Genomic DNA, 23,448 nt, shown 5'->3' with positions numbered 1-23,448 from the left:
GCAGTCTCATGTGACAAGGCCTAAAGTCAGATCACGCAACGGAGGAAGGACCCCGTCAAGATGCCGGAAGATCGAGCCTCGACCAAGAGCCGTGTATTGCCAAAACCCCGGCGCGTTCGTTTCCCCATGCCCACCTCCACGAAGCGGCGACACTTCGTGGATGGCGACCTGGTGATGAGCCATTTCATCTCGGTGCTTTCTGCGACCTTCCCGGAAGGGGAAGACTTCTTCATCCGCTCGGTCAAGTATTTCCAGAGTTCCATCGACGATCCCCAATTGCTGACAGCGGTCAAGGGTTTCATCGGGCAAGAGGCCACACACCGACACCAGCATCGGCTCCTCAACGAACGGCTCCAGGCCATGGGTTATCCGACCGCGCGGATCGACCGCCACGTCGCACGCCTGATCAAGCGATTGGAGCGGCGCTTTTCGCCAGAAATGCGGCTGTCGATGACCTCTGCATTGGAGCACTACACCGCGACGCTCGCTGAAATCATTCTCACCAGCGATGACGCGCAGAAGCTCATCGGACAGACAGAGGTTCGACCGATTCTGCTGTGGCATGCGTTCGAGGAGTCGGAGCACAAAGCCGTCGCCTTCGACGCCTATCGGCTGATTGGAGGCACCGAGCGCACCCGCGTACGGGGCATGCGGATCGCCTCTGCAATTCTGTTCGGCGAACTCATTCTGCAGACTGCGCTGTCGATGGCCTCTGACAAGGCCTCGTATAACCCGGTCACGTTGGTGCGTAGCCTACGTCGCTTCAGTCGCACCCCGATGTTCACCGCCGATGCGCTGCAGCGATTCCGTTCGTACAACCGCCCCGGCTTCCACCCTGATGATTGGGACAGCACCGCGGTCCTGGAGCGATGGAGCAAGGAACTGTTCGACCAAGACGGCTCACAGAAGGTCATCGCTCAGCCGGGGTAGCAAAAGTGCGTGAGGAGGGCGACGCAGAAAGACACTGTTTCTGCGTCGTTCCTCCAAACAATCGACAGCGCGCCTGTCGTCACGGATTGGATGCCCGGTGGCGGGTCAAGGCGACAGTCATACAGACAAGTGCAGTCGGCCTCGAAACTCACGGAAAGGTTAAGCCTCAGCCGCTGACGACGTAGCGTTGAGCCAAGGTTTCAGCCAGTCGGCTCGTGTGCGCGACCACTTCCTTTTCGGTCACCGCGAGCAAACCGGAGTGCCAGGCCGTGATGACTTCGACGAACCCCCCCACCGCAACCAAAGTGTCCATACGAAGGGCCGTCTCGTCGGCGTCTTCTCTGAGATGTGGCCGGCTTGCCTCGACGACCAACTGCGTTGCCTCCTGCAGCGCCACAGCGCGGCGATCTTGCAGCGGTGAGCTACCTACATGCTGAGCGAGGAGGATGTGCGCCCGGCCAGGATCGCGTGCGATCCGGTCGACCACGATGGCGATCGCCGCGGTGATGGTTTCGATCGGCGGCCGATCCACACGCTCGTCGAAGAGCGCGGAAACCTCGCCGAGCATGTCATTGCGAACGCCATCCCACGCTGCGACGAGAAGATCCTCGCGCGTCTTGAAGTCCTCGTAGAAGTATCGATCGTTGAGCCCTGTCCGGGCGCACACGCCGCGCATAGTCACTGCGGCCCAACCGCTCTCACTCCAAATCTCGGTCGCAGCCTCGATCAATTGCTGCCGTCGCTCTGCTCGACGCTCAGCACCGGTCCGACCACCCCAGCGCGTGTTTCTCGACCGCACATCAAACATCTTGACAAAACGTCGGGCTCACGACCAAACTGGTGGCATGCGACACCAATGGTGGCTGATGCCCCCAAATCAATGGTCTCCCGCACCGGAAATCAGTGTCGCGATCCGAAAGGCAAGCAGATGAGGTTCTTGCCGTTCGGTAGTTCACCAGGTAGAACCCACCGCGCCCACGCAGTAGTCACAGGCGCAGGGAGCGGTATCGGCCGCGCGTTCGCCGTTGAGCTTGCACGCCGAGGTGGACGTGTTGTGTGTGCGGACAAAGACCCCATCACTGCGAAAGAGTCGGCCGAGTTGGTGAGGCAGGCCGGCGGCGAGGGTTTCGACGTCGTATGCGACGTCACCGACCTTGAGCAGGTCCGTAACCTCGCTGATGCCAGTGAAGACTGGTTTGGCAAGGCGGCGAGCCTGGTGATCAACAACGCCGGAATCGGTGCGGGCGGCAATCGCATCGGCGCTACGTCGGTCGAGGACTGGAACGCTGCGATTTCTGTCAACCTTTGGGGTGTTATCTACGGGTGCGAGACTTTCGTTCCCCGGCTCCGGAGCAACGGCCGTGGCGGAGTGATCAATGTGGCGTCCGCCGCGAGTTTCGGCTCGGCGCCCCGAATGGGGGCATACAACGTGAGTAAGGCCGGAGTGCTCGCTCTGTCCGAGACCTTGGCGGCCGAACTGAGCGGTACTAACGTCAATGTCACAGTGCTTTGCCCCACCTTCGTCAAGACGAACATCGCCAAAAATCCTCAGATTGAGGAGTCGGCGGCGAAACTCGCGACCAACCTGATGAGGTGGACCGGCATTTCGCCGGATCAAGTGGCTCGAACGACCTTGAACGCGCACGATCGCGGACAAATCTATGTAGTGCCCCAACTGGACGCGAAAATTTTGTGGCAACTGAAAAGAGCTTTACCCGGTCAGTTTACGCGGGCGTTGGGGCTGGTGGAGCGCGTGGCCTCATGGAACGATCCAGCCGAACAGAGGGAGCAGTGAAATGGCGTTCGCATATAGCGACATGCTCGAGACGATCAAGAACAAGCAATGGGCTCTCGCCGATATCGATTGGGGCGCCCCTGGTGCGGAGTTGATCACCGACGAACAGCGTCCCAAACTCAAGCAATTCATGTCCGACGTGGTGTGGATTGAGCATGTCGGAGCGCGCGCCTTTGCTGCGATGGCCCCGAAGGCGCCCTTCGAAGCGCTCGGAGACATTTACCGTTACTTTCACGCCGAGGAGCAGCGTCACGCCAACGCCGAACTTGCTCTGATGCGTCGCTGGGGCATGATCGAGGAAGGCGAAAAGCCTGTACCGAATAAGAACATCCGTCTCGTGATCGAGTGGCTAGATCGGTACGCTGAGGCTCTTCCTCTGACTGTCATCGGCGCCGCGATTCCCGCACTGGAGACCGCGCTGGACGGGGCCCTGCTGAAATTTCTCCTTGATGAGGTCGACGACCCAATTTGCGGGGAAGTATTCAATAAGGTCAACAGCGACGAATCGCGGCACCTTGCAGTAGGTTTTCAAGTCCTGAATGACCTCGGCGCCAGTCCCATGCGAATCCATGCAATCCAAACGGTCGGCGCTGTGATGGACCCCCGTATTCTCACTGGCGCGTTGCTGTATATACCGCTTCTCACGCGCATGTTGATGAATCTCAACGCGATGGGGCTATCCGAAGAGAAGCTGTACAACGCGGTGACGCGATATGGCAATGTCGGGGACCGCAGTGAGCACACGCGGAGGGTGCCTGGATATCACATCTTGAAGGCCCACATGTCCTCCTCGATCAAGCGGTCCCAACCCCTTCACTTCGTTTCCCAGCGCTTAGGCAATGCGATCGACATCTTCCCCGTGCAAGTACTCGGGCGACCGCCTTCATGGACGGATGAACTGACCTATGAACCGGTCGCTAAATGACGGACACGGTAACGACTTTGATCGTCGGCGCCGGCTTCGCGGGTATCGGTACGGCGATGAGAATGCTTCAAGCGGGCGTTAACGACTTTGTCATCTTGGAGCGATCACATCGCGTCGGGGGCACCTGGCGTGACAACACTTACCCCGGCGCCGCCTGCGACATTCCGTCATTGCTGTACTCCTACTCGTTCGAGCCGAACCCAGGCTGGACTCGCGCATACTCGGGGAGCGCAGAGATCCTCGCCTATATCGACGCGATTGTCGCGAAATACGATCTTGGGAGGTTCATTCATTTCGGTGCGGACGTGAGTGCACTGGAATTCGACGAGGATGCCGGAGAGTGGGTTGTCGACACGACCGGCGGCAGGCGGTATCGGGGCCGTTCAGTCGTGATGGCTAGCGGACCACTTGCTGACGCCAGTTTCCCGGATATTCGTGGCATCGAGTCGTACGAGGGGAAAAAGATTCACAGTGCTCGGTGGGACCACTCCTATGACATGAGCGGTAAGAGGGTGGCGGTTATCGGGACCGGGGCGAGCGCTGTGCAGATCGTTCCCGAATTGGTCCAGTTGGCGGCGTCGGTCAAGGTGTTTCAGAGGACGCCCGGCTGGGTCCTACCGAGGGTGAATTTCCGGCATCCGGCCTGGGCGCGTTCGACTTTCAAGCGCATGCCGGCAACCGAACAGGCCCTACGAGGTGCGTGGTTTTGGGCGCATGAGGTCATGGCCGTGGGCATGGTTTGGGATACCGCTGCCACATCTGTCATCCAAGCGGCCGCGAAGGCGAATCTGCGTCGGCAGGTGAAGGATACCTGGTTGAGACGTCAGCTAACACCGCAGTTCAGACCTGGGTGCAAACGCATGCTTATGACTAACGACTATTACCCTGCTCTCCAGGCCGATAACTGCAAACTCGTCAGCTGGCCGATCGCCACACTGGCTCCGAACGGAATTCGAACCGCCGACGGCATCGAGCATGAGGTGGACTGCATAGTATTCGCGACAGGCTTCGATGTGTGTAAACGCGGTACGCCATTTCCGATCCTGGGGCGCGACGGGCGAAAACTCGAAGACGCGTGGTCTGAGGGGAGATTTGCCTACAAGAGCGTGAGTGTGGCCGGGTATCCGAATTTGTTCTTCACTTTCGGGCCTAATTCCGGTCCTGGCCACAACTCCGCTCTTCTATATATGGAGGCGGCAATCGATTACATCGTAAAAGCGATCGAGCTCTTGCGCGACCAAGGTAACGGAGTCCATACCCTGGATGTGAAAGAGAATAGCCAAAACGCGTACCACTCCAATATTCAGCGGCGGTTACGACGCACGACATGGAACTCGGGTTGCAGCAGCTGGTATTTAACAGAGGATGGCTATAACGGCACGATGTATCCGGGCTTTGCGACTCAGTTCACCAGGGAACTGTCCCGTCTGGATATGCGGGATTACGATATCACTCGGCGTGACGATGCTGACCTGAAGTTGACACAAACACGCTGAACTGCAGCAGCGGATAGGGTAAACATCAAAGCGCACGTGAGGAAGTAATGGGTTCTGAGTCTGGGCAGCACTACGAAATTGTAATAGTCGGAGCCGGGTTTTCTGGGATTGGTACAGCGATCAGCCTGTTGAAGGCCGGATTTGCGGACTTTCTTATAGTCGATGACGCCGATGGCGTCGGCGGTACATGGCACTGGAATACGTATCCGGGAATAGCGGTCGATATTCCGTCCTATAGTTACCAGTTCTCTTATGAGATGCGAACATCCTGGTCACGTACTTACGCTCACGGGGATGAGTTGAAGGCTTATGCAGAGCGGTGTGTAGAAAAATACGGACTCCAAAATTACATCCGGTTCAACACGACTGTGGACGAAGCCTGTTTCGACGAAGGCGCCGCACTATGGCGGCTGAGCTGCTCCTCTGGTCAGAATCTGACCGCGCGTTTTGTGATAAATTGCTCTGGCGTTCTCAGTCGGCCGAAGTGGCCTGATATTCCAGGAGTGCGCGACTTCGCCGGCGTGACGCTGCATACGGCCAGATGGGACCATACGAAAGATCTCACCGGTAAGCGGGTGGCGGTGATCGGGACTGGGGCATCTGCGGTGCAGCTGATTCCCGAAGTCGCGAAGATCGCATCAAGTCTGACGGTCTTCCAGCGAACGCCGATTTACTGCTTGCCGAAGCCGGATTTCTCCATACCGAGCTGGGCCGCGACAGTGATGCGGTTGGTGCCAGGGGCACAACTGATGACGCGCACTGCGAGTCAGGCGTTCGTCGAGTTCACATTTCCCATCGCAGCTCATTTTCACTCGTTGATCCCTGTGTCGGACCTCATGGAAGAGGCGGCGAAACGCTATATGCGTCGGGCGGTCGACGATCCGGTGACTCGAGACCAACTCATTCCTCGCTATTCGTTGGGTTGTAAGCGACCGAGTTTCCACAATTCCTATCTCGCAACGTACAACCGTCGCAATGTTTCGCTCGAGACCAGCGGCATCACCCATGTCGACCATGCCTCGGTTCACACTGAAGATGGCAAGAGTTATCCGATCGATGTCATGGTCTTGGCCACCGGGTTCAAAGTGATGGAGTCGGGCAATATGCCGACTTATGTGCTGAAGGGACGCGGTGGAGTGGAGCAGTCTGCCTGGTGGGATGAGCACCGCCTCCAAGCCTTCGAGGGTGTGAGCGTCCCAGGGTTCCCGAATCACTTCAATATCTTCGGTCCCTATGGTTACAACGGCTCCTCGTACTTCACACTCATCGAGGCGCAAAGTCGGCATATCGTCCGCTGTCTTCGTCGTGCGCGCACGCTGAAGGCTGATTACGTAGAGGTCAGACAGCAGGCGAACGATCGCTACTTCGGTGACATGGTTAGCCGCCGACATCGACAGGTTTTCTGGCAGCCGAGCTGTTCCAATGCCAACAGTTACTATTTCGACAAACACGGCGATGTTCCGTTGCGTCCGTCAACTACCCTGGAGACTTACTGGCGTAGCCGCACCTTCCGGCTCTCCGATTACCGATTTGAACGTCGCGCAGAATCCGTTGGCGCACGGTGACCAACACTGATGCGGCGGACCGGCGCCCCAGTCTTGCAAGTCATTTCGTGGCAATGACTTCGCGAAACACACTGCGTCCGCTGTCGCAACTCATCCCGTCGAGCGCCCACGGCCTCGCGGTGATGGATCGCGTACTCCGGATGGCGCTTGTGGGATCGCGGCCCCGCCGAAGCGTGGCGGTTCGCACAATAGATACCGAGTTCGCCGGGAATCAGATACGCGGGGATTGGATCACTTCTCCTGCAGTCGATCCACACGCGGTTCCGTTGCTCTACATTCATGGCGGCGCCTACTCCATGTGCTCACCGGCTACCCACCGCGGCCTGCTCGGTGAACTTGCCTCCGCGAGCGGTCGGCCCATCTTTGCGGTGAGGTATCGGCTAGCTCCACGCTATCCCTTTCCCGCTGCCGCCGACGATGCACTGAACGCATACCGCTGGCTCGTCACAGGGCAGCCTTCGGCTTCCGGCGAACGCGGTGTTGCGGTGGCCGGGGACTCGGCGGGCGGCCAGCTCACGATGGCCACCGCCCTTGGCGCACGTAGTGACGGACTGCCGCTGCCGGATTCGATGCTTCTCATGTCTCCGGTCCTGGATCTGACATGTGAACTCGCGAGGGCACGCGAACTTCGCCGCCGTGATCCTTTCGCCTCTGCTCGGTCCGCGGCCCGCGCTCTTGACCTGTACGTGGCTGGTGCAGATCACCGCAATGAGCGAATCAGCGTGCTCGACGCAGACCTCAGGTCCATGCCACCGATCCTGATTCAGGTAGGCGGAAGAGAAATGTTGATCGATGACTCGAGGCATCTTGCCGACCGCCTCCGATCGGCCGGATCAAGCGTTGAGATACAGGTGTACCGGGGACAGATCCACGTGTTCCAAGCCATGTTCCGAATCCTGCCCGAGGCTCGTGAGGCGATCCACCGCGCTGGAAACTTCCTGAAAGCTTCGGCCCACCGGTGAAAGTGTTGGGACCGTGGATGCTCCACTGCCACCGCGCCATCAACTGCTTCTTAGCTGTCTCATGACAGGCGGCTTTGCGAGGGATCCTCGAGGACACGATCCGTCGATAGTGATCATCGGGGCCGGCGTCGCGGGTATCGCCATGGCCCATCAGCTGAAGAGGGACGGATTCACCAACTTCACCATGGTGGAAAAGGCTGCAGACATCGGCGGCGTCTGGCGCGACAACACCTATCCAGGAGCGGCTTGCGACGTGCCGTCAGCGTTGTACTCACTCTCGGACAAGCCCAACACTCGTTGGTCGAGACGTTATGCAGAACAGCCCGAGATACTCCAATATCTTCGCCGACTCGTCCTGGCCGACGGAATGGACCTGCATTTGCGCACGCGGACCGAAGTCGTCGAGATGACCTTCGATGAACAGGCCGGCCGTTGGCGTTTGGTGACCGGATCCAGCGAGACGATCTGGTGCGATGTCGTGATTTCGGCCGTGGGGCAGCTCTCGCGACCTCATACGCCGAATATTGCCGGCGAAGACACCTTCGAGGGGCCGCGTTTTCATTCGGTGTCAATGGACAGCTGAAACTGCCCGTGGGTGGACATGAGAACTGCCCGTAGGTGGCCAGTAAGAACTGCCCAGTGGCGGACACGAATCTGCCCATGAGGGTGTGTCCGCCGCCGGTGGTTGTGGCCGTTGTTAGCTCAAGGGTTTGACTCCCTTCCCGTGCAGGGCTTGGGCCAGCCGCACGGAGTCTCCGCTGGTCTGGCACAGGTGCGCGTGATGCAGCAGCCGGTCCACGGTGGCTGTCGCCAACGTCTTGGGCATCAGCTCATCGAAGCCACTGGGGTGCAGGTTTGATGAGATCGCCACCGAGCGCCGTTCATAGGCGGCTTCGACGATGCGGTAGAGCCCTTCAGCGGCATCGGCGCCGACTGGCAACAGTCCAACGTCGTCAATCACCACGAGCTCGGCACGTACGATCTTGGCCACGGCCTTGCCCAACGAATCGTCAGCGCGGTGCGCCCGAACTAGGATCCCGATCTGCTCGAGGGTGAACCACGCCACCGGCATCCCGGCCTCGATGACCTTCTGCCCCAACGCTTCGAGGAAGAATGTCTTGCCGGTGCCAGCGGGCCCGCAGACCACCAGGTTCTCCCTACGACGCACCCACTCCAGGGTCTGCAGCGCCTGTTGGGTCGGTAACGGGATCGACGACGCATTCGGGTCCCACACGTCAAATGTCTTTCCGGTCGGGAAGCCGGCGGCTTTGCGGCGGGCGGCCAGCATGGATCGGGCCCGGCCGGCGGCTTCCTCGGTCAGCAGCGCTTTGATGACCTCGGTGGGGTCCCAGCGTTGAGCTCGGGCGGTGGCCAGCACGTCGGCGGCGATCGCGCGGGCGTGCGGCAACCGCAGCCCACGCATCAGCGCTTCGACGTCGGCGGGTAGCGGCTTGGTGGTCGTGGTGGTGGTCACGCGATGCCTGCCTCGTCAGCGTCGATAACGGTGCGCCCGAACAAGTTCCACCCGCTGGTGCCTTGCGCCAGGGAGGTGTCTTCGTCGGCGCCGCGGCGGGTGGGGTCCATGCCCTTGCTGGCGAGGATGGAATCGAGGTCGCCGGTGGCAAAGCGGCCGTGCACGGCGGCATGACCGAGCGCCCAGTCGACATCGGCGCGGCCGGCCAGCGCGGATAGTTCGACCGCGTGGGCCATCTTCTGCAGGATTCGTTCGGTGCCGACGGCGGCGGCTTCTTTGAGCCACACCGCCGCACCCGGCCCCAGCGCCAGGAACGTCTGCTCACTGACGGTGCGGGCCCGCACCCGGTAATCACCGGGCACCCTGTCCCGATGCTCAGGGAAGTGGTCATCGTTGATGGCGGGGCTACCGGGGGTGGCGCGGCGGTGCCGGGCCACCTCCACTGGGCCGCCGTCATCAAGGGCGCAGATCACCACCTCATCGGTGCTGTCGTGGTCGCGGATCCACACTGTCTGGCCCAGAAGGATTGCGGGCAGCGAGTATTGGCAGTGGTCGAAGGTGACCATCGGGGTGTTGTCGGGAACCCGGCGGGTCACCCCCAACGCGGCGGTGTGGGGCAGGTCAGGGACCGCGTGCAGGGCCGGGCGTTCCTGAGTGAGCATCTCGGCCGGCCGGCGTCCCGTGATTCGGTGCACGCGGGCGTTGATCTCGGTGGTGAACCCGGCGCATGCGGCTTCGACGTCGGCGAACGAGTCGTACTGCGGCAGCAGGTTGGTCTGGGTAGGGACGATGTCGGCTTTGGCGAGTTTCACCGCGTTCTCCACTCCACCCTTGGTGGCTGGGTCGGCGGGTTCACACGTCAGCACCGAAATGCCGTAGTAGCGGCCGAAGGTGACCGCGGCGCGGTTGCGGACCGGAACTCCAGCGATGTGTCCAGTTGTGACGGTCTTCTCGTTGTCGGTGAGCAGGTAGGTCGGAGCACCGCCGATGACGCGGAAGATCCGGTCCAGGCCGGCGAACACACTGGGCGCAGTGCGGTCGCGCAACGCGATCACCACCCGATAGCGGCTCCAGGCCAGCCAGGCCACGAGAAGCACGATCTTGCGGCCGGCGACAAGGGGGCCGTCGGCGAAGTCGTACTGTAGCCATAGTCCGGGTTCGGTAATCCAGGGCCGGTGCACGCGTGTATTGCCCAGTCGCCATTGCGCTTTGATCTCCGCCAGCGCGCGGCGGGTAGTGCGGTCGGTACCGGTGTAGCCCAACGCCACCAACTTGTCGTGGGCTTTGTCGCCGCGGATCTTGCCCTTCGAATCAGCCACCCAGGTTTCCAGCAGGTCGCGCCAGTCGTCGATCATTCGGGCCCGCCGCGTGGCCGGCGGCAGGCCGGCGTCGCGGTCTTCGACCGCTTTCTTCACGGTGTGGTGCGAGCACCCGCACAGCTCGGCCGCGGCGCGGTAGGAGCCGGTCAGGTCGTAGGCATTGAGTATTTCCATGAGTTCTCCGTCAGACTTCAAGTAGGTCTCTCCTGGGGTTGTCGGGTCGACTAGGCATCGACATCGAAACCGCAGGAGAGGCCGCAACGGCGCTGACGCGCCGAACGGCATCAAGTAGGTCTGGGCAGATTCATGGCCGCCTGCGGGCACTTTCGTGTCCGCCGGTGGGCAGTTCTTATTGGCCGCGAATGGGCACTTTCATGTCCGCCAGTGGGCAGTTTTTCATGTCCGCCGACAATTCGGCGCGTTGGGACCATTCGGTATCGCTGCGCGGCAAGGAAGTAGCCGTCATCGGGACAGGCGCAAGCGCGATACAGTTTGTGCCACGGATCGCACACGAGGCACAGCGCGTAACGCTGTATCAGCGCACGGCGCCTTGGATTTTGCCGAAGTGGGACAGCAGGTACGGACGTCTTCACCAACAGCTGATTAAGGTTCTGCCGCTGTGGCTGCGTCTTGAGCGTTTCGCGGTATGGCTGATTTTTGAAGTGCTCGCAGTGACGTTGGTCGACGCGAAGCCCTTGTCACGCATTCTCGGCGCGGTCGCCCGCTACCACCTCCATCGGCAGGTTGCCGATCCAATGCTGCGCCGGCAACTCACGCCATCAGATGCGCCGGGGTGCAAGCGGGTGTTGTTCTCGAATGATTACTACCCCGCGATTGCCAACGGTGAAGTCTCGTTGGTGACCAACGCGGTTGCGAAGCTTTGCGACAAGGGAGTCGTGACCGACGATGGCGTACTCCATCGCGCGGATGTCGTCATTTACGGAACAGGTTTCCGCGCTACCGACTTCCTCGCCCCGATGCGTGTTCGCGGCTGGGGCGGAGTGACTCTGGACGAGGTGTGGGGGACGCAGGCGCACGCATACCTGGGCATTACAGTCCCGATGTTCCCGAATCTCTTTCTCCTCTATGGCCCGAACACGAATGTCGGTTCCGGGTCGATCATTTACATGATCGAGTCTCAGGTCCGCTATGTCGGTGCCCTCATCAAGATTTTGGCGAGTGACCCAGGGCGTACGGTCGACGTCAGGCCAGACATCGAGCAAAGCTACAACACACGATTGAGCCGGCGGCTGCGAAGGTCGGTGTGGGCGCTTTGCGCGAGCTGGTACACGACCTCGAGTGGCGCGATCCCGACGAACTGGCCTGGGCCTACATTTGCCTACCGGATCCTCACCCGCAAACCACGCAGTCACGATTATCTATTCAGGCACGTTGAACGCCTTCAGTTAGACGGCCCGAGTGAGAACCGCGCGAGGCTGCGCAGATGATCCGGGTCGCAGGCGGTGTCTAACATTTCACTGTTAACTGTTCGAATATTGACATTCAGCACATCTATGTAAACTATTACCAGATACCCGTGCAGCAGAGCGCCCAGGAGGCATCGTGGCTAATCAGCTTCTCGCAATCACGCGTCACCCCAAGGAGCGGTTGACGTCTGTCCTGTTGGCGCCCGCCCCCCGCGTCGTCGATGACAAATGGCGACAGTGGAGTCGGGACTGGAGAGTCCGGGAACTTGCGCCGGCCCCCGCCGGATCTGGGCTGAGAGCCGTCCTAGGGGACGCTGGACTCCCGTTGCTGGGGCACACTGTCGACTACATCCGATTTGGTTCAGAATTCAGTCGGGAGCGTTACGAACGTTTGGGCTCGGTGTCGTGGATGGGCGCATTCGGTACCAAAATGGTGGTCATCGCCGGTCCAGACGCAACGCGTGAGGCGTTCACAAGCGAAGCCAAGGCCTTTTCTCAAGATGGCTGGTCCTTCCTGATCGATGCTTTCTTCCATCGCGGGTTGATGCTCATGAGCTTCGACGAACATTTGATGCACCGGCGCATCATGCAGGAGGCGTTCACGCGTCCTCGCCTGACCGGATATGTCGGGCAGGTGGCCCCGTGCGTTCGCGCAGCCGTGCCCGCGTGGCCGACCGGTCCGTCGGTCCGGATCTACCCGTTGTTGAAGAATCTCACCCTCGATATTGCCACGGATGTCTTCATGGGTGGCCGCGGCAAGGACGAGAGCGCTGCTGTCAACGAGGCGTTCGTGTCCACTGTTCGCGCGGCGAGTTCCTTTGTGCGAGTTCCACTCCCGGGCACCAGGTTCCGCGCCGGCGTGCATGGGCGGCGCGTGTTGGAGGACTACTTCTCCCGACACCTGCCGGCCGCGCGTGCAGGCGAGACCGACGATCTATTCGCCGCCCTCTGCCAGGCGACCACAGAAGACGGTGAACGGTTCTCCGACGAGGATGTGATCAACCACATGATCTTTCTCATGATGGCCGCCCATGACACCTCCACGATCACCACCACTGCTGTCACCTACTTCCTCGCTAAACATCCTGAGTGGCAGGAGAAGGCAGCGGCGGAGGCGCGGTCCTTCGGTCACGATTCGCCAGATATCGACGAACTGGAGCGGATGACGGTCCTCGATCTGATCCTCAAAGAAGCTCTGCGTCTGCTGGCGCCCGTTCCGCTGGTGATGCGCAAGACCGTCCGCGATGTCGCCATCGACGGCTATCACATCCCCCGTGAAACCTTGTGCGCAATCACACCCGCCGTAAATCACTTCGACCGCAGAATATGGAGCGACCCGGACCGTTTCGATCCGTCGCGCTTCGATGAGCCCCGGCGCGAGGACCAACAGCACCGATTCGCCTGGGTGCCGTTCGGCGGGGGGGCGCACAAATGCATTGGGATGCAGTTCGGCACACTCGAGGTGAAGGCAATCCTGCACCAGATGTTGCGTACCTACACTTGGACGGTCCCAAACGACTATCACGTGCGTTGGGACAACACCTCGCTGCCCATTCCCGTGGACGGACTGCCTGTGACGTTGCGGCACCGATGAGCGGTGAGAACTCGCCTTACCTGGAGCCCACGGAGTTCCTCGATTGGCAACATGAATCGGTACGCGACTTCGTTGCATCGGCGACCCGCGGCGCGGTCGACGACACCACGAAGGCCATAGCCATCTTCACTGCGGTCCGCGACTCGATTTGGTATGACCCCTACACCGTGACCGATGACCCGCATGCGTATCGCGCCAGCACCATCGCAACTGCAGACCGCGCTTACTGCGTCCCGAAGGCGGTGCTCTTGACGGCGGCCTGCCGAGCAGCAGGCATCCCAGCGCGGCTGGGGTTCGCCGATGTCCGAAACCACCTTCAGACCGAGACATTGCGTGAGCGGATGGGCGGTACCGACGTCTTCGTCTACCACGGATACAGCCTCATGCATCTCTGCGGTGTCTGGGTCAAGGCAACTCCGGCGTTCAATCGCGAGCTATGCGCACGGTTCGGCGTCCCGCCAATTGATTTCGACGGGCGCACAGACGCCCTGCTGCACGGGTTCGCCGGTGACGGCACACAACACATGGAATATCTGAGGGATCGAGGCGCCTTCGACGATCTACCGCTGGCAGAGATCCTGCAAGCGCTCAGAACCCACTACGGGACGCTCATAGGCGATGCGAGTCGCCATCCAGACCTGTTCGCCTGAAGGGCCGATGCGTAATGCACAGCACGATGCAAGACGTCCAGCTCACAATCTCGGCAATTGTCCGCCATGCCGCCTCCATTCACGGAAACAGCGAGGTGATCACCCCCGACGGAATTGGATACCGAAGTATGTCCTACCGTAGCGTCCTGGGGCGAGCGGGCCGACTTGCCAATGCGTTGCGCGGGCTCGGAATAACGGCAGATCAACGGGTGGCCACTTTTCAGTGGAGTAACCAAGAACATCTCGAGGCCTACTGCGCGGTTCCCTCCATGGGCGCGGTGCTGCACACCCTCAACATTCGTTTGGCTCCAGAGCAACTCGCGTACATCGCCAACCATGCCAGCGATCAGATCATCCTGGTGGATGCGTCGGTTGCGCCATTGTTGGCTAGTGCGCTACCAGCGATGGAGTCGGTGCATACGGTCATCGCCACCGGGGGCGGCGACCTCGCTCCGCTGCAGCGATGCGGGAAGACGGTGTTGCGTTACGAGGAGATCCTGGCGCAGCAACCGGAGACTTTCGATTGGCCCGAGATCGATGAGCGTTCCGCCGCGGCCATGTGCTACACCAGCGGGACTACTGGAAATCCCAAAGGTGTTGTCTACAGCCACCGTTCGACCTACCTACATGCACTGACCGCCTGCACGTCGAACGCCCTGGCAGTGAGCGAGGCCGACCGTATCCTGGCCATTGTCCCGATGTTTCACGCCAATGCGTGGGGACTGATCTACGCGGCGTTGATGTCTGGTGCGGACTTGGTATTACCCGATCGCCATCTGCAAGCCGCGCCGCTGGTGTCGATCATCGAAGAGACTCAGCCGACTATCGCCGGTGCAGTGCCGACGATCTGGAACGATGTCGATCGATACCTGGAATCGAATCCCGCCCGGGACATCTCCTCACTTCGGCTGGTTGCCTGCGGGGGATCGGCAGTCCCCGTCTCGCTGATGCGGGCATTCGAAGACAAGTACAACGTGCCTATCGTGCAGGCATGGGGCATGACCGAAACCTCGCCGCTGGCTACCGTCGCACGCGCAGCGCACGGAGTAGGCGAGACCCGTGCGTGGGAGATGCGCGAAAGCCAGGGTCGGCCGATGTGCGGTGTCGAGATCCGGTTGCGTGACGACCACAAGAAGACAGTGCCGTGGGACGGTCGATCAGCGGGTGAAATACAGGCGCGAGGCCCGTGGATCACCGGCGCCTACTTCGGCGACGATGATCCGGACAAGTTCGACGGAGGGTGGCTGCGCACCGGCGACGTCGGCCGGATCGACCCGGACGGGTATCTCACGCTGACCGATCGTGCGAAGGACGTCATCAAGTCAGGTGGAGAATGGATCTCCTCAGTCGAGCTGGAAAACACGCTGATTGGTCACCCGGCGATCTACGAGGCTGCGGTGGTGGCAGTTCCCGACGACAAATGGCAGGAAAGACCGCTCGCCCTGGTCGTGGTTCACCGTGGAGCCGAGGTCGACATCGACCGACTGCGCGCGTTTCTGTTGGACAAGGTCGCCAAGTGGTGGATCCCGGAGCGGTGGAGCTTCGTGTCTGAGATTCCCCGAACAAGCGTCGGGAAATACGACAAGAAGGCCATACGCGCGCGTCACTCCGCCGGCGAGTATCAGATCGAAACGTCCTAAGAAATCAAACCCATTGATATTGAACAGCCGAGAGGGAATCCTGTGACAGCATCAATTTCTCCCTGGATGAGCGCCGAATTGCTCGAGCTTCGTGACCTTGCCGCGAAGTTCTTCTCGACCGAATTGGCCCCACATGCGCAACGTTTCGCAGACCAGCACCAAGTTGACCGAGAATTGTGGCACAAAGCCGGCGAACTAGGCCTGCTCTGCATGTCCATACCCGAAGAATACGGCGGGGGAGGCGGCACATTCGCGCACGAAGCCGTCGTACTCGAAGAGCAAGCCCGAGTCGGGGACAGCTCATGGGGCGCAGGGCTGCACAGCGGAATCGTCGCGCACTACATCCTCCAGTATGCGGCCGAAGAACTACGGAGGCAGTGGCTGCCCAAGATGGCCTCAGGCGAAATGATCGGTGCTATCGCCATGACGGAGCCAGGGACCGGTTCTGATCTGCAGAGTGTCAAGACCAAAGCAATTCTTGACGGTGACGAGTACGTGATCACCGGCGCAAAGACCTTCATCACCAACGGTCAGCAAGCCGACCTGATCATCGTCGTCGCCAAGACAGATCCAAGTCAGGGCGCCGCCGGCATCTCGCTGATCGTCGCCGAAGCCGATCGACCCGGATTCCGGCGCGGCAAGGTCCTCGACAAAATCGGCCAACGCGGACAAGACACCTCCGAGTTGTTCTTCGACGACGTAAGAGTGCCCCGCTCGCACCTCCTGGGCGAGACCGAGGGTCAGGGTTTCATTCAGCTGATGACGCAGCTACCTCAAGAGCGGCTCATCGTCGCGGTTGGGGCGGTCGCGGCGATGGAACTTGCCGTGGAGCAGACACTCAAATACACCCGTGAGCGGGAAGCGTTCGGACGGCCCGTCTTCGGCTTCCAGAACACGAAATTCATCTTGGCCGAAGCTGCAACCGAAACGCGCATCGCACGAGTATTTTTGGACTACTGCATCGACCTACACCTCGCGGGCCAACTCGACGTCCAGACCGTCGCCATGGCGAAATGGTGGACCACTGAGCGAGCGATGAAGGTGCTCGATGACTGTTTGCAGCTCCACGGCGGATATGGGTACATGACCGAGTACCCCATCTCGAGATTGTGGGTGGACCAGCGCGTGCAGAAAATCTACGCCGGCACAAATGAGGTGATGAAGGAAATCATCTCGCGTTCCCTATGACCCTGAACGATTAGCCACCTGCACATTACTCACCTGGGAGGATTGATGGCATCTACAGAGGTGCCATATCGCCACGAAATGGGTGGACATTGCGGATCGGGTGCCCTTCGGGAGTTGATACCAGATGCTCCTATCTTCAGGCAATGAGTTCTTCAGGCAATGAGTTCGTTGGTTCTTCTGCTGGGTTGGCGGAGGGCGTGGTAGATCTCGCGGGCGATGTACGCTTGATGCAGCGCATGATCTCGTTCTTGGTTTTGCCTTCGGCCAGGCGGTGAACGAAGTAGTCGCGGGTGGGCTGGTGACGGCGCATGCGCACCACCAGGATGACGTGCAGGGCACGGTTGGCGTCGCGATTGCCTCCCCAATTGAGCCGGTGGCGGATCGTTTTGCCGCTGGAGGCTTCCAGTGGGCTGACCCCGCAGAGTTTGGCGAAAGCGGCGTCGCTGCCGATCCGAGCGGGGTTGTCGCCGAGGGCGGTCAGCAGCGTGGCAGCGGTGTCGGGCCCGACGCTGTAGCTCGGGTGCGGCGGTGGCGGTGATGGTGTCGACGTGGCGTTCGAGTCGGGCGGCTGCGGTGTCGAGCTGGTGGCAACGTGCCGCCATCGACTTGATAGCAGTAAAGAAAGTTCTCACATCGCAGGCCAGCGGCGGTCAGGCGGGCGTTGGTCGCGCCTGCTGCCCGCGGCGTCTCGATGCGGCGAGGAGCGAGGACAGTCCTGGCTTGTCGTGGTGCCAGGATGCCGTGGCCGTTGAGATGTACAGCGCTCGTCGTCGTGTGCAAGCTTGTGTGGCGGCGGACGGAGGGCGAAGCGTAGCGAGCGGCGCGGACGGGAGCGCCAGCGGACGGGAGCAGAGGGAGTGTAGCGAAGCCCGCAGGTAGCCGCCGGTTCCTCGCGGGCTATGGCGGCCCGGGCTCCGCTGAGCATCAGTTGCGGGTCTGCGCCATGGCGATGGGACTCGTAGGATGGCGGTTGTGAGCGGGATGCTGGCGCAGCGTGCACGGCGAGAGGCCGAGACGCGACTGGTGGGGCAGCTGCGGCGGTTGGCGCATGTGCGGGGTGTCGCGACGACTGCCGAGCGGCTGAGTCGGCGGTTCGATGCCCAGACAGCGGACTCTTTGGTGGCAGCGGCGTGGCTGCACGATATCGGCTACGCACCGTCGTTGCGCCGGACCGGGTTTCATCCGCTCGATGGCGCAGAGTTTGCCCGGGCGGCGGGTTTTCGGGAGCTGGTCGCCTCCCTGGTGGCGTTCCATACTGGGGCGCACGCGGAAGCTGCCGAGCGCGGCTTGTCAGGTTTAGCGGCGTTCAGCGATCCGCCCAGCGATGTTCTGGATGTGTTGACCTTTTGCGATCTGACGACCGGGCCGGACGGGGCGCCGGTATCACCGCGAGATCGATTGATCGAGGTGTTGGGCCGCTATGGACCCGAGGACCCGGTGCACCGCGCGGTCGACGCGGGGCGCGACGAACTGTTGGCGGCGGTCCGACGGGTACGCGATTGGCTGTAAACCCAGCCGGTTAGCCGAGGTAGGGGCTGTCGCGGTGTTGCAGGTAGTGCTCGATGCGCAGTCGCATCGACGGGTGCATGTCCAGATTGGGGATGTCGTCGGGATCGGTCCAGGCGATGTCGGTGCTTTCGTGATCGATGGCCAGGGTACCGCCGAGAACCTTGGTGGTGAAGGACAGAGAGAACTGTTGGCGGACTTCGCCATCGGTGAACGCGACGACATGCTGCGGGTTGGTGTAGACACCGACAAGGCCGGTGACTTCAATGTCGAGCCCGGTTTCCTCTTTGACTTCCCGGACGGCGGTGTCGGCAATCGTTTCGCCGATGTCGTGTCCGCCGCCGGGTAGCGCCCACAGGGTGTTGTCGCGGCGTTTGATCAGCAGGATACGACCCTGTTCGTCGGTGACGATGGCCGAGGCTGACGGAACGACGCTGTTGGGCAGCGGGGCGTTGGGGTCGTTGTAGTAGTCGGTTCGCATAGGGTTCAGCCTTTCGCGCTGAGCGGTCTGGCGCGATCCCAGACCTGGGTGAAAGCGTCTTCGAGGGTGGCCCAGAGCCGTGGTTCGTGGTGGCGCGACAGCACAAGCACGGGGTTGTTGCGCCCGGGTGAGCCGTAGATGTGGAAGTTGACGATCATGGCGTCGTCGACCCGGAAGATCGACGTGTAGAGCGTGGTGTCGTGGGTGCGGATATCCAGCCCCGGGGTATCGGCATGCGGGGCGAGCAACTCCACGGACGTGCGGCAGCGGGCGATGACGGCCTCGCCGATGCCTTCCTCCTTGCCGCGCAGGATCGTGGTGGCAGTGTCAGGATCCCCGACGAGAAACCGCACCGCCACACCGCGGGCGGCGGCGTCGAGCAGAATGTCGAGGAAGCCGTCGAGGGTGTCAAACAGGAACGTGGCCGCCAGGACGAGGATGTCGATGCCGGTGGTGGCGTCGCCGAAATGCTGCTGCCACGTCGTGATCGGCAGCTGGGTGCGGCTGGCATACAGCGTCGCGGTGAACGGACCACCCAGCGACGTCGTCGCCAGCGCGCTCGCGGTAGGGGCAGGATACTGGTTGGGCCACAGGTTGTGCGGTGTGCAGCCAAGCAGCTTAGCGGCGCGGCGGGCGTTGTCCTCGCGGACGTTGTAGTCGATGTTGGCCAGCCAGCGGCGCACCGTCTTGATATCCACGCCCACCGCAGTGGCGAACCTCTGTGGGGAGAGTCCCTTGGCGTGCAGCCGTTGGGTGAGGCGATCGTTGGGGATCGTGGCGGCCTCGGCGTCGCCGTCCTGATCGCCCGTCGTCTCAGCGCACATCTTTCCGTGTCATCCCTGTCCATCCTCAGCGCGTGGTTCCTAGTTTGCCATGCGACTGCCGCCGCCCCGCGGCGGTGATGCCCGTCCGATGCCCACGGGCATGTCCCTGTCGTGTCCGAAATGTCTGCGGCAGTGTCGGCAATGCCTGCCAACGTCCCTCGCTACGTCCGCGATGTCCACGTGAACTGAGCCCAGCGCCGCAACGGGCGCAAACAGATCACGAAAGGAACAGCGGGACAATGCGTTTAAGAATCGACACATCAGGCACACGGTTCATCGTCACCCGAGCGGCCGAGCCGCGGCTGAACTTCGAGACCGGCAGCCCAAAAGTGGACACCGCCACCGGCGTGCCACTGTATGCCGCGCAGCTGTTGGCGTTGGATGACACCGGTGGTGAAGTGCTCAACGTCACCGTCGCCGGGGATCCGAAAGTGACAGTCACCCAACCTGTTTCAGTCGCGGGTCTGGTTGCTATCCCTTGGGCTCAAGGTGATCGCAGCGGCGTGGCGTTCCGTGCCGACGCCATCACCCCCACCAACCCCGCGGCTGCGCCGAGCGATCAAGCGTCCCGCGCGCAGAAATAACCCCATTTGCTGGGGCGCGGCGCTCGTGGGTGTCGCGCCCCAGCACGTGAGCTGCTATCGACCATTCACTCACCAGAGGGACGCCTGTCATGGCATCAAACTACAAAAACAGCAAGAACTCTCAATCCAACGACGACGACTGGATCACCGACCTCATCCTCTCACTGTTCAAAGCGGCCGGGTATCTGCTGTGGTGGGCGGTCCTGTTCCCGGCCATCAGCATCCCGATCATCGCCAGCGTGGCGATGGCCATTACCCATGGCTCACGCGCGGGTCTGATCATCGGTATTGCTTTCGCTGCCGCGTATGCGGGCTGGGCGTGGCTGGACCCGCGATCGTTTCACGGATGGGTCACCGAGCCGGTGCGGCGGCGCTGGTTGACCTGGTCGCGCTACACCCGCACCTGGCAATCGGTGTGCACCCTGCACGGCCTGACCGCCACACTTGGCGAACGCACCTTGGTGCCGACCTTGCAGTCGGTGCGCATCGGCAAGACGACCGACGTCCTGGCGCTGCGAGTGGTCACCGGCCACTCCCTGGCTGATTGGCACAAGCAATCCGAGGCGCTAGCCGCCGCCTGGCGTGCCGACCGGATCGCCATCCGCGCGACCGCGCCCGGAGAGCTACGCATCACCCTGATGCGCGGCGACGTGCTGGCCGACCCGATTGCCCTGCCCATGCCCACGACGGCGACTGCGGTGGATGTGGGGTCGGTGCGGGTCGGGATCACCGAAACCCGCCACTGGTGGCACCTACCTCTGCTTGGCCACCACCTGCTCGTGGCTGGCGCGACCGGCGCGGGGAAAGGTTCAGTGTTGTGGTCACTGATCGCTGGCCTCGCCCCCGCCGTGAAAACCGGACAAGTGCGGCTCTGCGTCATCGACCCGAAAGGCGGCATGGAACTGGGCGCCGGAGCACCCATGTTCACGGTGTTCACCCACGACGCCACTGGCACCACCCTGTACCTGCTGCGGCAACTAGTGGAGGTGATGCACGCCCGCGCCAATCGGTTACGGGGCAAGACGCGCATGCACACCCCGACTCCGACTGAGCCGTTATTCGTGGTGGTGATCGATGAGATCGCCGCGCTGACTGCGTATGTGACCGACCGCAAGGTGCGCAGCGAAATTGAACAGCTGTTGGGCCTGCTGCTCTCCCAAGGCCGGGCCGTCGGCATTTCGGTGGTGGCAGCGGTGCAAGATCCGGCCAAAGACACCCTGCCGGTGCGGCAGCTGTTTACCGTGCGAATCGGGTTGCGGTTGACCGAAGCCACCCAAACCACCATGGTTTTGGGCCAGGGCGCCCGCGACGCGGGGGCCGACTGCGATCACATCCCCGACACCACTCCCGGTGTGGGCTACATGATGATCGATGGCACGGCCCAACCGGTGCGGGTACGGGCATTTCACGTCGCCGACCACGACATCGCCACTCTGGCAGCACGATTCCGGCCACCTCGTGCCGCGACCCGAACCAACCAGTCCAACAGCGGGCGCACCGACACCGCCCGGGGTCAACGGTGACTACTGCAACGACAGCCCCCACGCTGGTGTTGCCCGGGGTTCCCGGCTCGATCGACACCAATGCGGTGGTGGATCAGATGGTGCGCCGCGCGTCCTCGACGGGGTTCGAATCGTGGTGGCGGCGCGCGGAATCTGTTGGCTTCTGCGCCCACCCCATCCAACTCAGAGGTACCGACGAGATAGGCCGCGATCGGGTGGTGTGGACACGGTGCAACAACCGCCGCGCACAGGTATGCCCATCGTGCTCAGACCTGTACGCCCGCGACACGTGGCAGCTCGTGCACGCTGGCACCGCCGGCGGCCACCACAACATCCCCGCAGCAGTGGCCGATCGTCCGCAGGTGTTCGTCACCCTCACCGCACCTAGCTACGGGCCTGTTCACGCCGCCGCGCGTGCAGGCGACAAGAAGCAGCGTGTGTGTCGCGACCACCACCACACTGGCGGCTACCGCCGATGCCCGCATGGAAAACCACTGTGGTGCAGCACAACCCACGGCGAAGGTGATATCTATGCGGGACAGCCGATCTGCGCGGACTGCTACGACTACACCGGGCATGTCCTGTTCACATGGCACCTGCCCGAACTGTGGCGACGCTTCACCATCACCCTGCGACGCACACTGCGCCGAGAGCTACGTGCTTCGGGCGCCGACCCGGATGCGGTGCAGGTCAGCTTCATCAAAGTCGTCGAACTGCAAGCCCGGCTCATCCCGCACATTCATGCCCTGATCCGCCTCGACCCGCCCGACAGCGATGACTCTGGCGGTCATGACTGGCATGCGCCCCTTGCGGCAACCGAACTGGCCACCATCATCCAACAGGCCGTTCGAACCGTGGCCGTGACGGTCACCGACTCATCCTCAAATACAGCGACACGGGTGATCAGGTTCGGCACACAAGTCGACACCCAACCCATCGACAACCGGCACGCCGGCACGGACGGCTCTGCTGTGCAGGAGGATTCACCACACGGCGGGGTTCTTCCAGGCCGCCGCGTAGCTCGCTACCTCGCGAAATACGTCACCAAATCCTTAGCTGACGTCGGGATCAGCGCGCGACGCATCTCCACCGAGGCCATCGCTGACCTCGATGTCTGCGACCACGTTCGGGCGATCCTGACCGCCATCAGCCAACTCGCCGATAAGGGACTGGCCGGTGTCGGTCGGTGGCTGCACACCCTGGGCTACCGGGGCCACATCACCAGCAAATCCCGCCGCTATTCCACCACGATGACCGCGCTGCGCGAACGTCGCGCGGCCTGGACCCGTGAACAACGTTTAAAAAGCACTGCGCACCAACATGATCTCGGCCTCGACTCCACCGATGGCGATGATCTGGTGGCATGGGAATTCGATCGTGCCGGCCCCACCAGCCTCGGCGACCGGACCCTCATCTACTCCGCGGCCGTCCAACACATCCACACCCGCCGCATCGGACTGATCGAAGTCCGTGGCCAAGCCCGCAATCAACAATGGGATCCGCCAGGGGGAAGCGATGGCTGACAGGTCCCGAGCAGCACGTGCTCGCTCCGGGTGTGACGCTCGTCCCGATGCGCCGACGGTGTC

The 23,448-nt window shown here is 61.9% G+C and carries 21 protein-coding genes and 1 pseudogene; 16 read left to right on the top strand and 6 right to left on the bottom strand.

Features of this window, described 5'->3' with window-relative positions:
* Window positions 1–60 precede the first annotated feature (60 nt).
* On the top strand, window positions 61–930 hold the full coding sequence (locus tag JX552_RS17875; protein ID WP_012394820.1) for a metal-dependent hydrolase: 870 nt from the start codon (window positions 61–63) through the stop codon (window positions 928–930).
* 166 nt (window positions 931–1,096) lie between these two features.
* Here JX552_RS17875 and JX552_RS17870 read toward each other — a convergent pair whose 3' ends face one another.
* Window positions 1,097–1,729: a TetR/AcrR family transcriptional regulator gene (locus tag JX552_RS17870; protein ID WP_074319847.1), complete on the bottom strand. Its 633-nt coding sequence runs from the start codon at window positions 1,727–1,729 to the stop codon at window positions 1,097–1,099.
* A gap of 129 nt (window positions 1,730–1,858) precedes the next feature.
* On the opposite strand from JX552_RS17870, the gene JX552_RS17865 reads away from it, so the two are divergent.
* The 6 genes and pseudogenes from JX552_RS17865 to JX552_RS17840 form a co-directional block, all read left to right on the top strand.
* Window positions 1,859–2,725 carry an SDR family NAD(P)-dependent oxidoreductase gene (locus JX552_RS17865; RefSeq protein ID WP_012394818.1) on the top strand — a complete coding sequence of 289 codons (867 nt, stop codon included), beginning with the start codon at window positions 1,859–1,861 and terminating at the stop codon, window positions 2,723–2,725.
* 1 nt (window position 2,726) lies between these two features.
* Window positions 2,727–3,650: a hypothetical protein gene (locus tag JX552_RS17860; protein ID WP_012394817.1), complete on the top strand. Its 924-nt coding sequence runs from the start codon at window positions 2,727–2,729 to the stop codon at window positions 3,648–3,650.
* A complete protein-coding gene (locus JX552_RS17855) occupies window positions 3,647–5,146 on the top strand; it encodes a flavin-containing monooxygenase (protein WP_012394816.1) in 1,500 nt (499 codons plus the stop codon). Before JX552_RS17860 ends, JX552_RS17855 begins: the two co-directional genes overlap by 4 nt.
* Window positions 5,147–5,193: 47 nt before the next feature.
* Window positions 5,194–6,711, top strand: coding sequence for a flavin-containing monooxygenase (locus tag JX552_RS17850; RefSeq protein WP_012394815.1), 1,518 nt, complete (start codon window positions 5,194–5,196; stop codon window positions 6,709–6,711).
* On the top strand, window positions 6,708–7,673 hold the full coding sequence (locus JX552_RS17845; protein ID WP_012394814.1) for an alpha/beta hydrolase: 966 nt from the start codon (window positions 6,708–6,710) through the stop codon (window positions 7,671–7,673). Before JX552_RS17850 ends, JX552_RS17845 begins: the two co-directional genes overlap by 4 nt.
* Before the next feature lie 61 nt (window positions 7,674–7,734).
* Window positions 7,735–8,250 (top strand): annotated as a pseudogene (locus JX552_RS17840) (flavin-containing monooxygenase); the annotation flags it as partial.
* Window positions 8,251–8,370: 120 nt separating this feature from the next.
* Here the strand turns inward: JX552_RS17840 and JX552_RS17835 are convergent.
* Both JX552_RS17835 and istA read right to left on the bottom strand, forming a co-directional pair.
* Window positions 8,371–9,096, bottom strand: coding sequence for an ATP-binding protein (locus JX552_RS17835; RefSeq protein WP_065137472.1), 726 nt, complete (start codon window positions 9,094–9,096; stop codon window positions 8,371–8,373).
* Window positions 9,097–9,143: 47 nt separating this feature from the next.
* Window positions 9,144–10,661, bottom strand: coding sequence for an IS21 family transposase (gene istA, locus JX552_RS17830; protein ID WP_065137463.1), 1,518 nt, complete (start codon window positions 10,659–10,661; stop codon window positions 9,144–9,146).
* Between the two features lie 167 nt (window positions 10,662–10,828).
* On the opposite strand from istA, the gene JX552_RS17825 reads away from it, so the two are divergent.
* From JX552_RS17825 to JX552_RS17805, 5 genes are all read left to right on the top strand, one after another.
* Window positions 10,829–11,914, top strand: a complete 1,086-nt coding sequence (locus JX552_RS17825; protein WP_241010605.1) for a flavin-containing monooxygenase — start codon at window positions 10,829–10,831, stop codon at window positions 11,912–11,914.
* Window positions 11,915–12,029: 115 nt separating this feature from the next.
* Window positions 12,030–13,487, top strand: coding sequence for a cytochrome P450 (locus JX552_RS17820; RefSeq protein ID WP_012394812.1), 1,458 nt, complete (start codon window positions 12,030–12,032; stop codon window positions 13,485–13,487).
* The gene (locus tag JX552_RS17815) at window positions 13,484–14,137 is read left to right on the top strand and encodes a transglutaminase-like domain-containing protein (protein ID WP_012394811.1); all 654 of its coding nucleotides are present in this window, start codon (window positions 13,484–13,486) and stop codon (window positions 14,135–14,137) included. The genes JX552_RS17820 and JX552_RS17815 overlap by 4 nt, the downstream gene beginning before the upstream one ends.
* 14 nt (window positions 14,138–14,151) lie before the next feature.
* Window positions 14,152–15,777 carry a fatty acid--CoA ligase gene (locus JX552_RS17810; RefSeq protein ID WP_016889183.1) on the top strand — a complete coding sequence of 542 codons (1,626 nt, stop codon included), beginning with the start codon at window positions 14,152–14,154 and terminating at the stop codon, window positions 15,775–15,777.
* Window positions 15,778–15,843: 66 nt separating this feature from the next.
* Window positions 15,844–16,965: an acyl-CoA dehydrogenase family protein gene (locus tag JX552_RS17805; protein WP_016889182.1), complete on the top strand. Its 1,122-nt coding sequence runs from the start codon at window positions 15,844–15,846 to the stop codon at window positions 16,963–16,965.
* 136 nt (window positions 16,966–17,101) lie between these two features.
* Here the strand turns inward: JX552_RS17805 and JX552_RS32455 are convergent, their stop codons facing one another.
* Complete coding sequence (locus tag JX552_RS32455) at window positions 17,102–17,416, bottom strand: transposase (protein WP_231973737.1); 315 nt, start codon at window positions 17,414–17,416, stop codon at window positions 17,102–17,104.
* A gap of 521 nt (window positions 17,417–17,937) precedes the next feature.
* On the opposite strand from JX552_RS32455, the gene JX552_RS17795 reads away from it, so the two are divergent.
* Window positions 17,938–18,474, top strand: a complete 537-nt coding sequence (locus JX552_RS17795) for an HD domain-containing protein (RefSeq protein WP_012394808.1) — start codon at window positions 17,938–17,940, stop codon at window positions 18,472–18,474.
* Between the two features lie 10 nt (window positions 18,475–18,484).
* Here JX552_RS17795 and JX552_RS17790 read toward each other — a convergent pair whose 3' ends face one another.
* Complete coding sequence (locus JX552_RS17790) at window positions 18,485–18,952, bottom strand: NUDIX hydrolase (protein ID WP_012394807.1); 468 nt, start codon at window positions 18,950–18,952, stop codon at window positions 18,485–18,487.
* A 5-nt stretch (window positions 18,953–18,957) separates the two neighbouring features.
* Window positions 18,958–19,776 carry a hypothetical protein gene (locus JX552_RS17785; RefSeq protein ID WP_012394806.1) on the bottom strand — a complete coding sequence of 273 codons (819 nt, stop codon included), beginning with the start codon at window positions 19,774–19,776 and terminating at the stop codon, window positions 18,958–18,960.
* A gap of 239 nt (window positions 19,777–20,015) precedes the next feature.
* On the opposite strand from JX552_RS17785, the gene JX552_RS17780 reads away from it, so the two are divergent.
* The 3 genes from JX552_RS17780 to JX552_RS17770 all read left to right on the top strand — a co-directional run bounded on the left by JX552_RS17780 (window position 20,016) and on the right by JX552_RS17770 (window position 23,385).
* The gene (locus JX552_RS17780; RefSeq protein WP_011893911.1) at window positions 20,016–20,360 is read left to right on the top strand and encodes an SCO3933 family regulatory protein; all 345 of its coding nucleotides are present in this window, start codon (window positions 20,016–20,018) and stop codon (window positions 20,358–20,360) included.
* A gap of 89 nt (window positions 20,361–20,449) precedes the next feature.
* A complete protein-coding gene (locus JX552_RS17775; RefSeq protein WP_012394805.1) occupies window positions 20,450–21,883 on the top strand; it encodes an FtsK/SpoIIIE domain-containing protein in 1,434 nt (477 codons plus the stop codon).
* Window positions 21,880–23,385 carry a replication initiator gene (locus tag JX552_RS17770; protein ID WP_012394804.1) on the top strand — a complete coding sequence of 502 codons (1,506 nt, stop codon included), beginning with the start codon at window positions 21,880–21,882 and terminating at the stop codon, window positions 23,383–23,385. The genes JX552_RS17775 and JX552_RS17770 overlap by 4 nt, the downstream gene beginning before the upstream one ends.
* The last annotated feature ends 63 nt before the right edge of the window (window positions 23,386–23,448 follow it).

The organism is Mycobacterium gordonae, from assembly GCF_017086405.1.
GTDB lineage: Bacteria > Actinomycetota > Actinomycetes > Mycobacteriales > Mycobacteriaceae > Mycobacterium > Mycobacterium gordonae_D.
This window is presented reverse-complemented; position numbering and strand designations above follow the sequence as displayed.

Excerpts from the sequence above, each read along its gene's own strand:
- JX552_RS17865 (WP_012394818.1), top strand. The coding sequence starts at position 1,859 with ATGAGGTTCTTGCCGTTCGGTAGTTCACCAGGTAGAACCCACCGCGCC.
- JX552_RS17875 (WP_012394820.1), top strand. The coding sequence starts at position 61 with ATGCCGGAAGATCGAGCCTCGACCAAGAGCCGTGTATTGCCAAAACCC.
- JX552_RS17785 (WP_012394806.1), bottom strand. The coding sequence starts at position 19,776 with ATGTGCGCTGAGACGACGGGCGATCAGGACGGCGACGCCGAGGCCGCC.
- JX552_RS17860 (WP_012394817.1), top strand. The coding sequence starts at position 2,727 with ATGGCGTTCGCATATAGCGACATGCTCGAGACGATCAAGAACAAGCAA.
- JX552_RS17780 (WP_011893911.1), top strand. The coding sequence starts at position 20,016 with ATGCGTTTAAGAATCGACACATCAGGCACACGGTTCATCGTCACCCGA.
- JX552_RS17835 (WP_065137472.1), bottom strand. The coding sequence starts at position 9,096 with ATGCGTGGGCTGCGGTTGCCGCACGCCCGCGCGATCGCCGCCGACGTG.
- JX552_RS17790 (WP_012394807.1), bottom strand. The coding sequence starts at position 18,952 with ATGCGAACCGACTACTACAACGACCCCAACGCCCCGCTGCCCAACAGC.
- JX552_RS17850 (WP_012394815.1), top strand. The coding sequence starts at position 5,194 with ATGGGTTCTGAGTCTGGGCAGCACTACGAAATTGTAATAGTCGGAGCC.
- JX552_RS17775 (WP_012394805.1), top strand. The coding sequence starts at position 20,450 with ATGGCATCAAACTACAAAAACAGCAAGAACTCTCAATCCAACGACGAC.
- JX552_RS17855 (WP_012394816.1), top strand. The coding sequence starts at position 3,647 with ATGACGGACACGGTAACGACTTTGATCGTCGGCGCCGGCTTCGCGGGT.
- JX552_RS17825 (WP_241010605.1), top strand. The coding sequence starts at position 10,829 with ATGGGCACTTTCATGTCCGCCAGTGGGCAGTTTTTCATGTCCGCCGAC.
- JX552_RS17815 (WP_012394811.1), top strand. The coding sequence starts at position 13,484 with ATGAGCGGTGAGAACTCGCCTTACCTGGAGCCCACGGAGTTCCTCGAT.
- JX552_RS17810 (WP_016889183.1), top strand. The coding sequence starts at position 14,152 with ATGCACAGCACGATGCAAGACGTCCAGCTCACAATCTCGGCAATTGTC.
- JX552_RS17805 (WP_016889182.1), top strand. The coding sequence starts at position 15,844 with ATGAGCGCCGAATTGCTCGAGCTTCGTGACCTTGCCGCGAAGTTCTTC.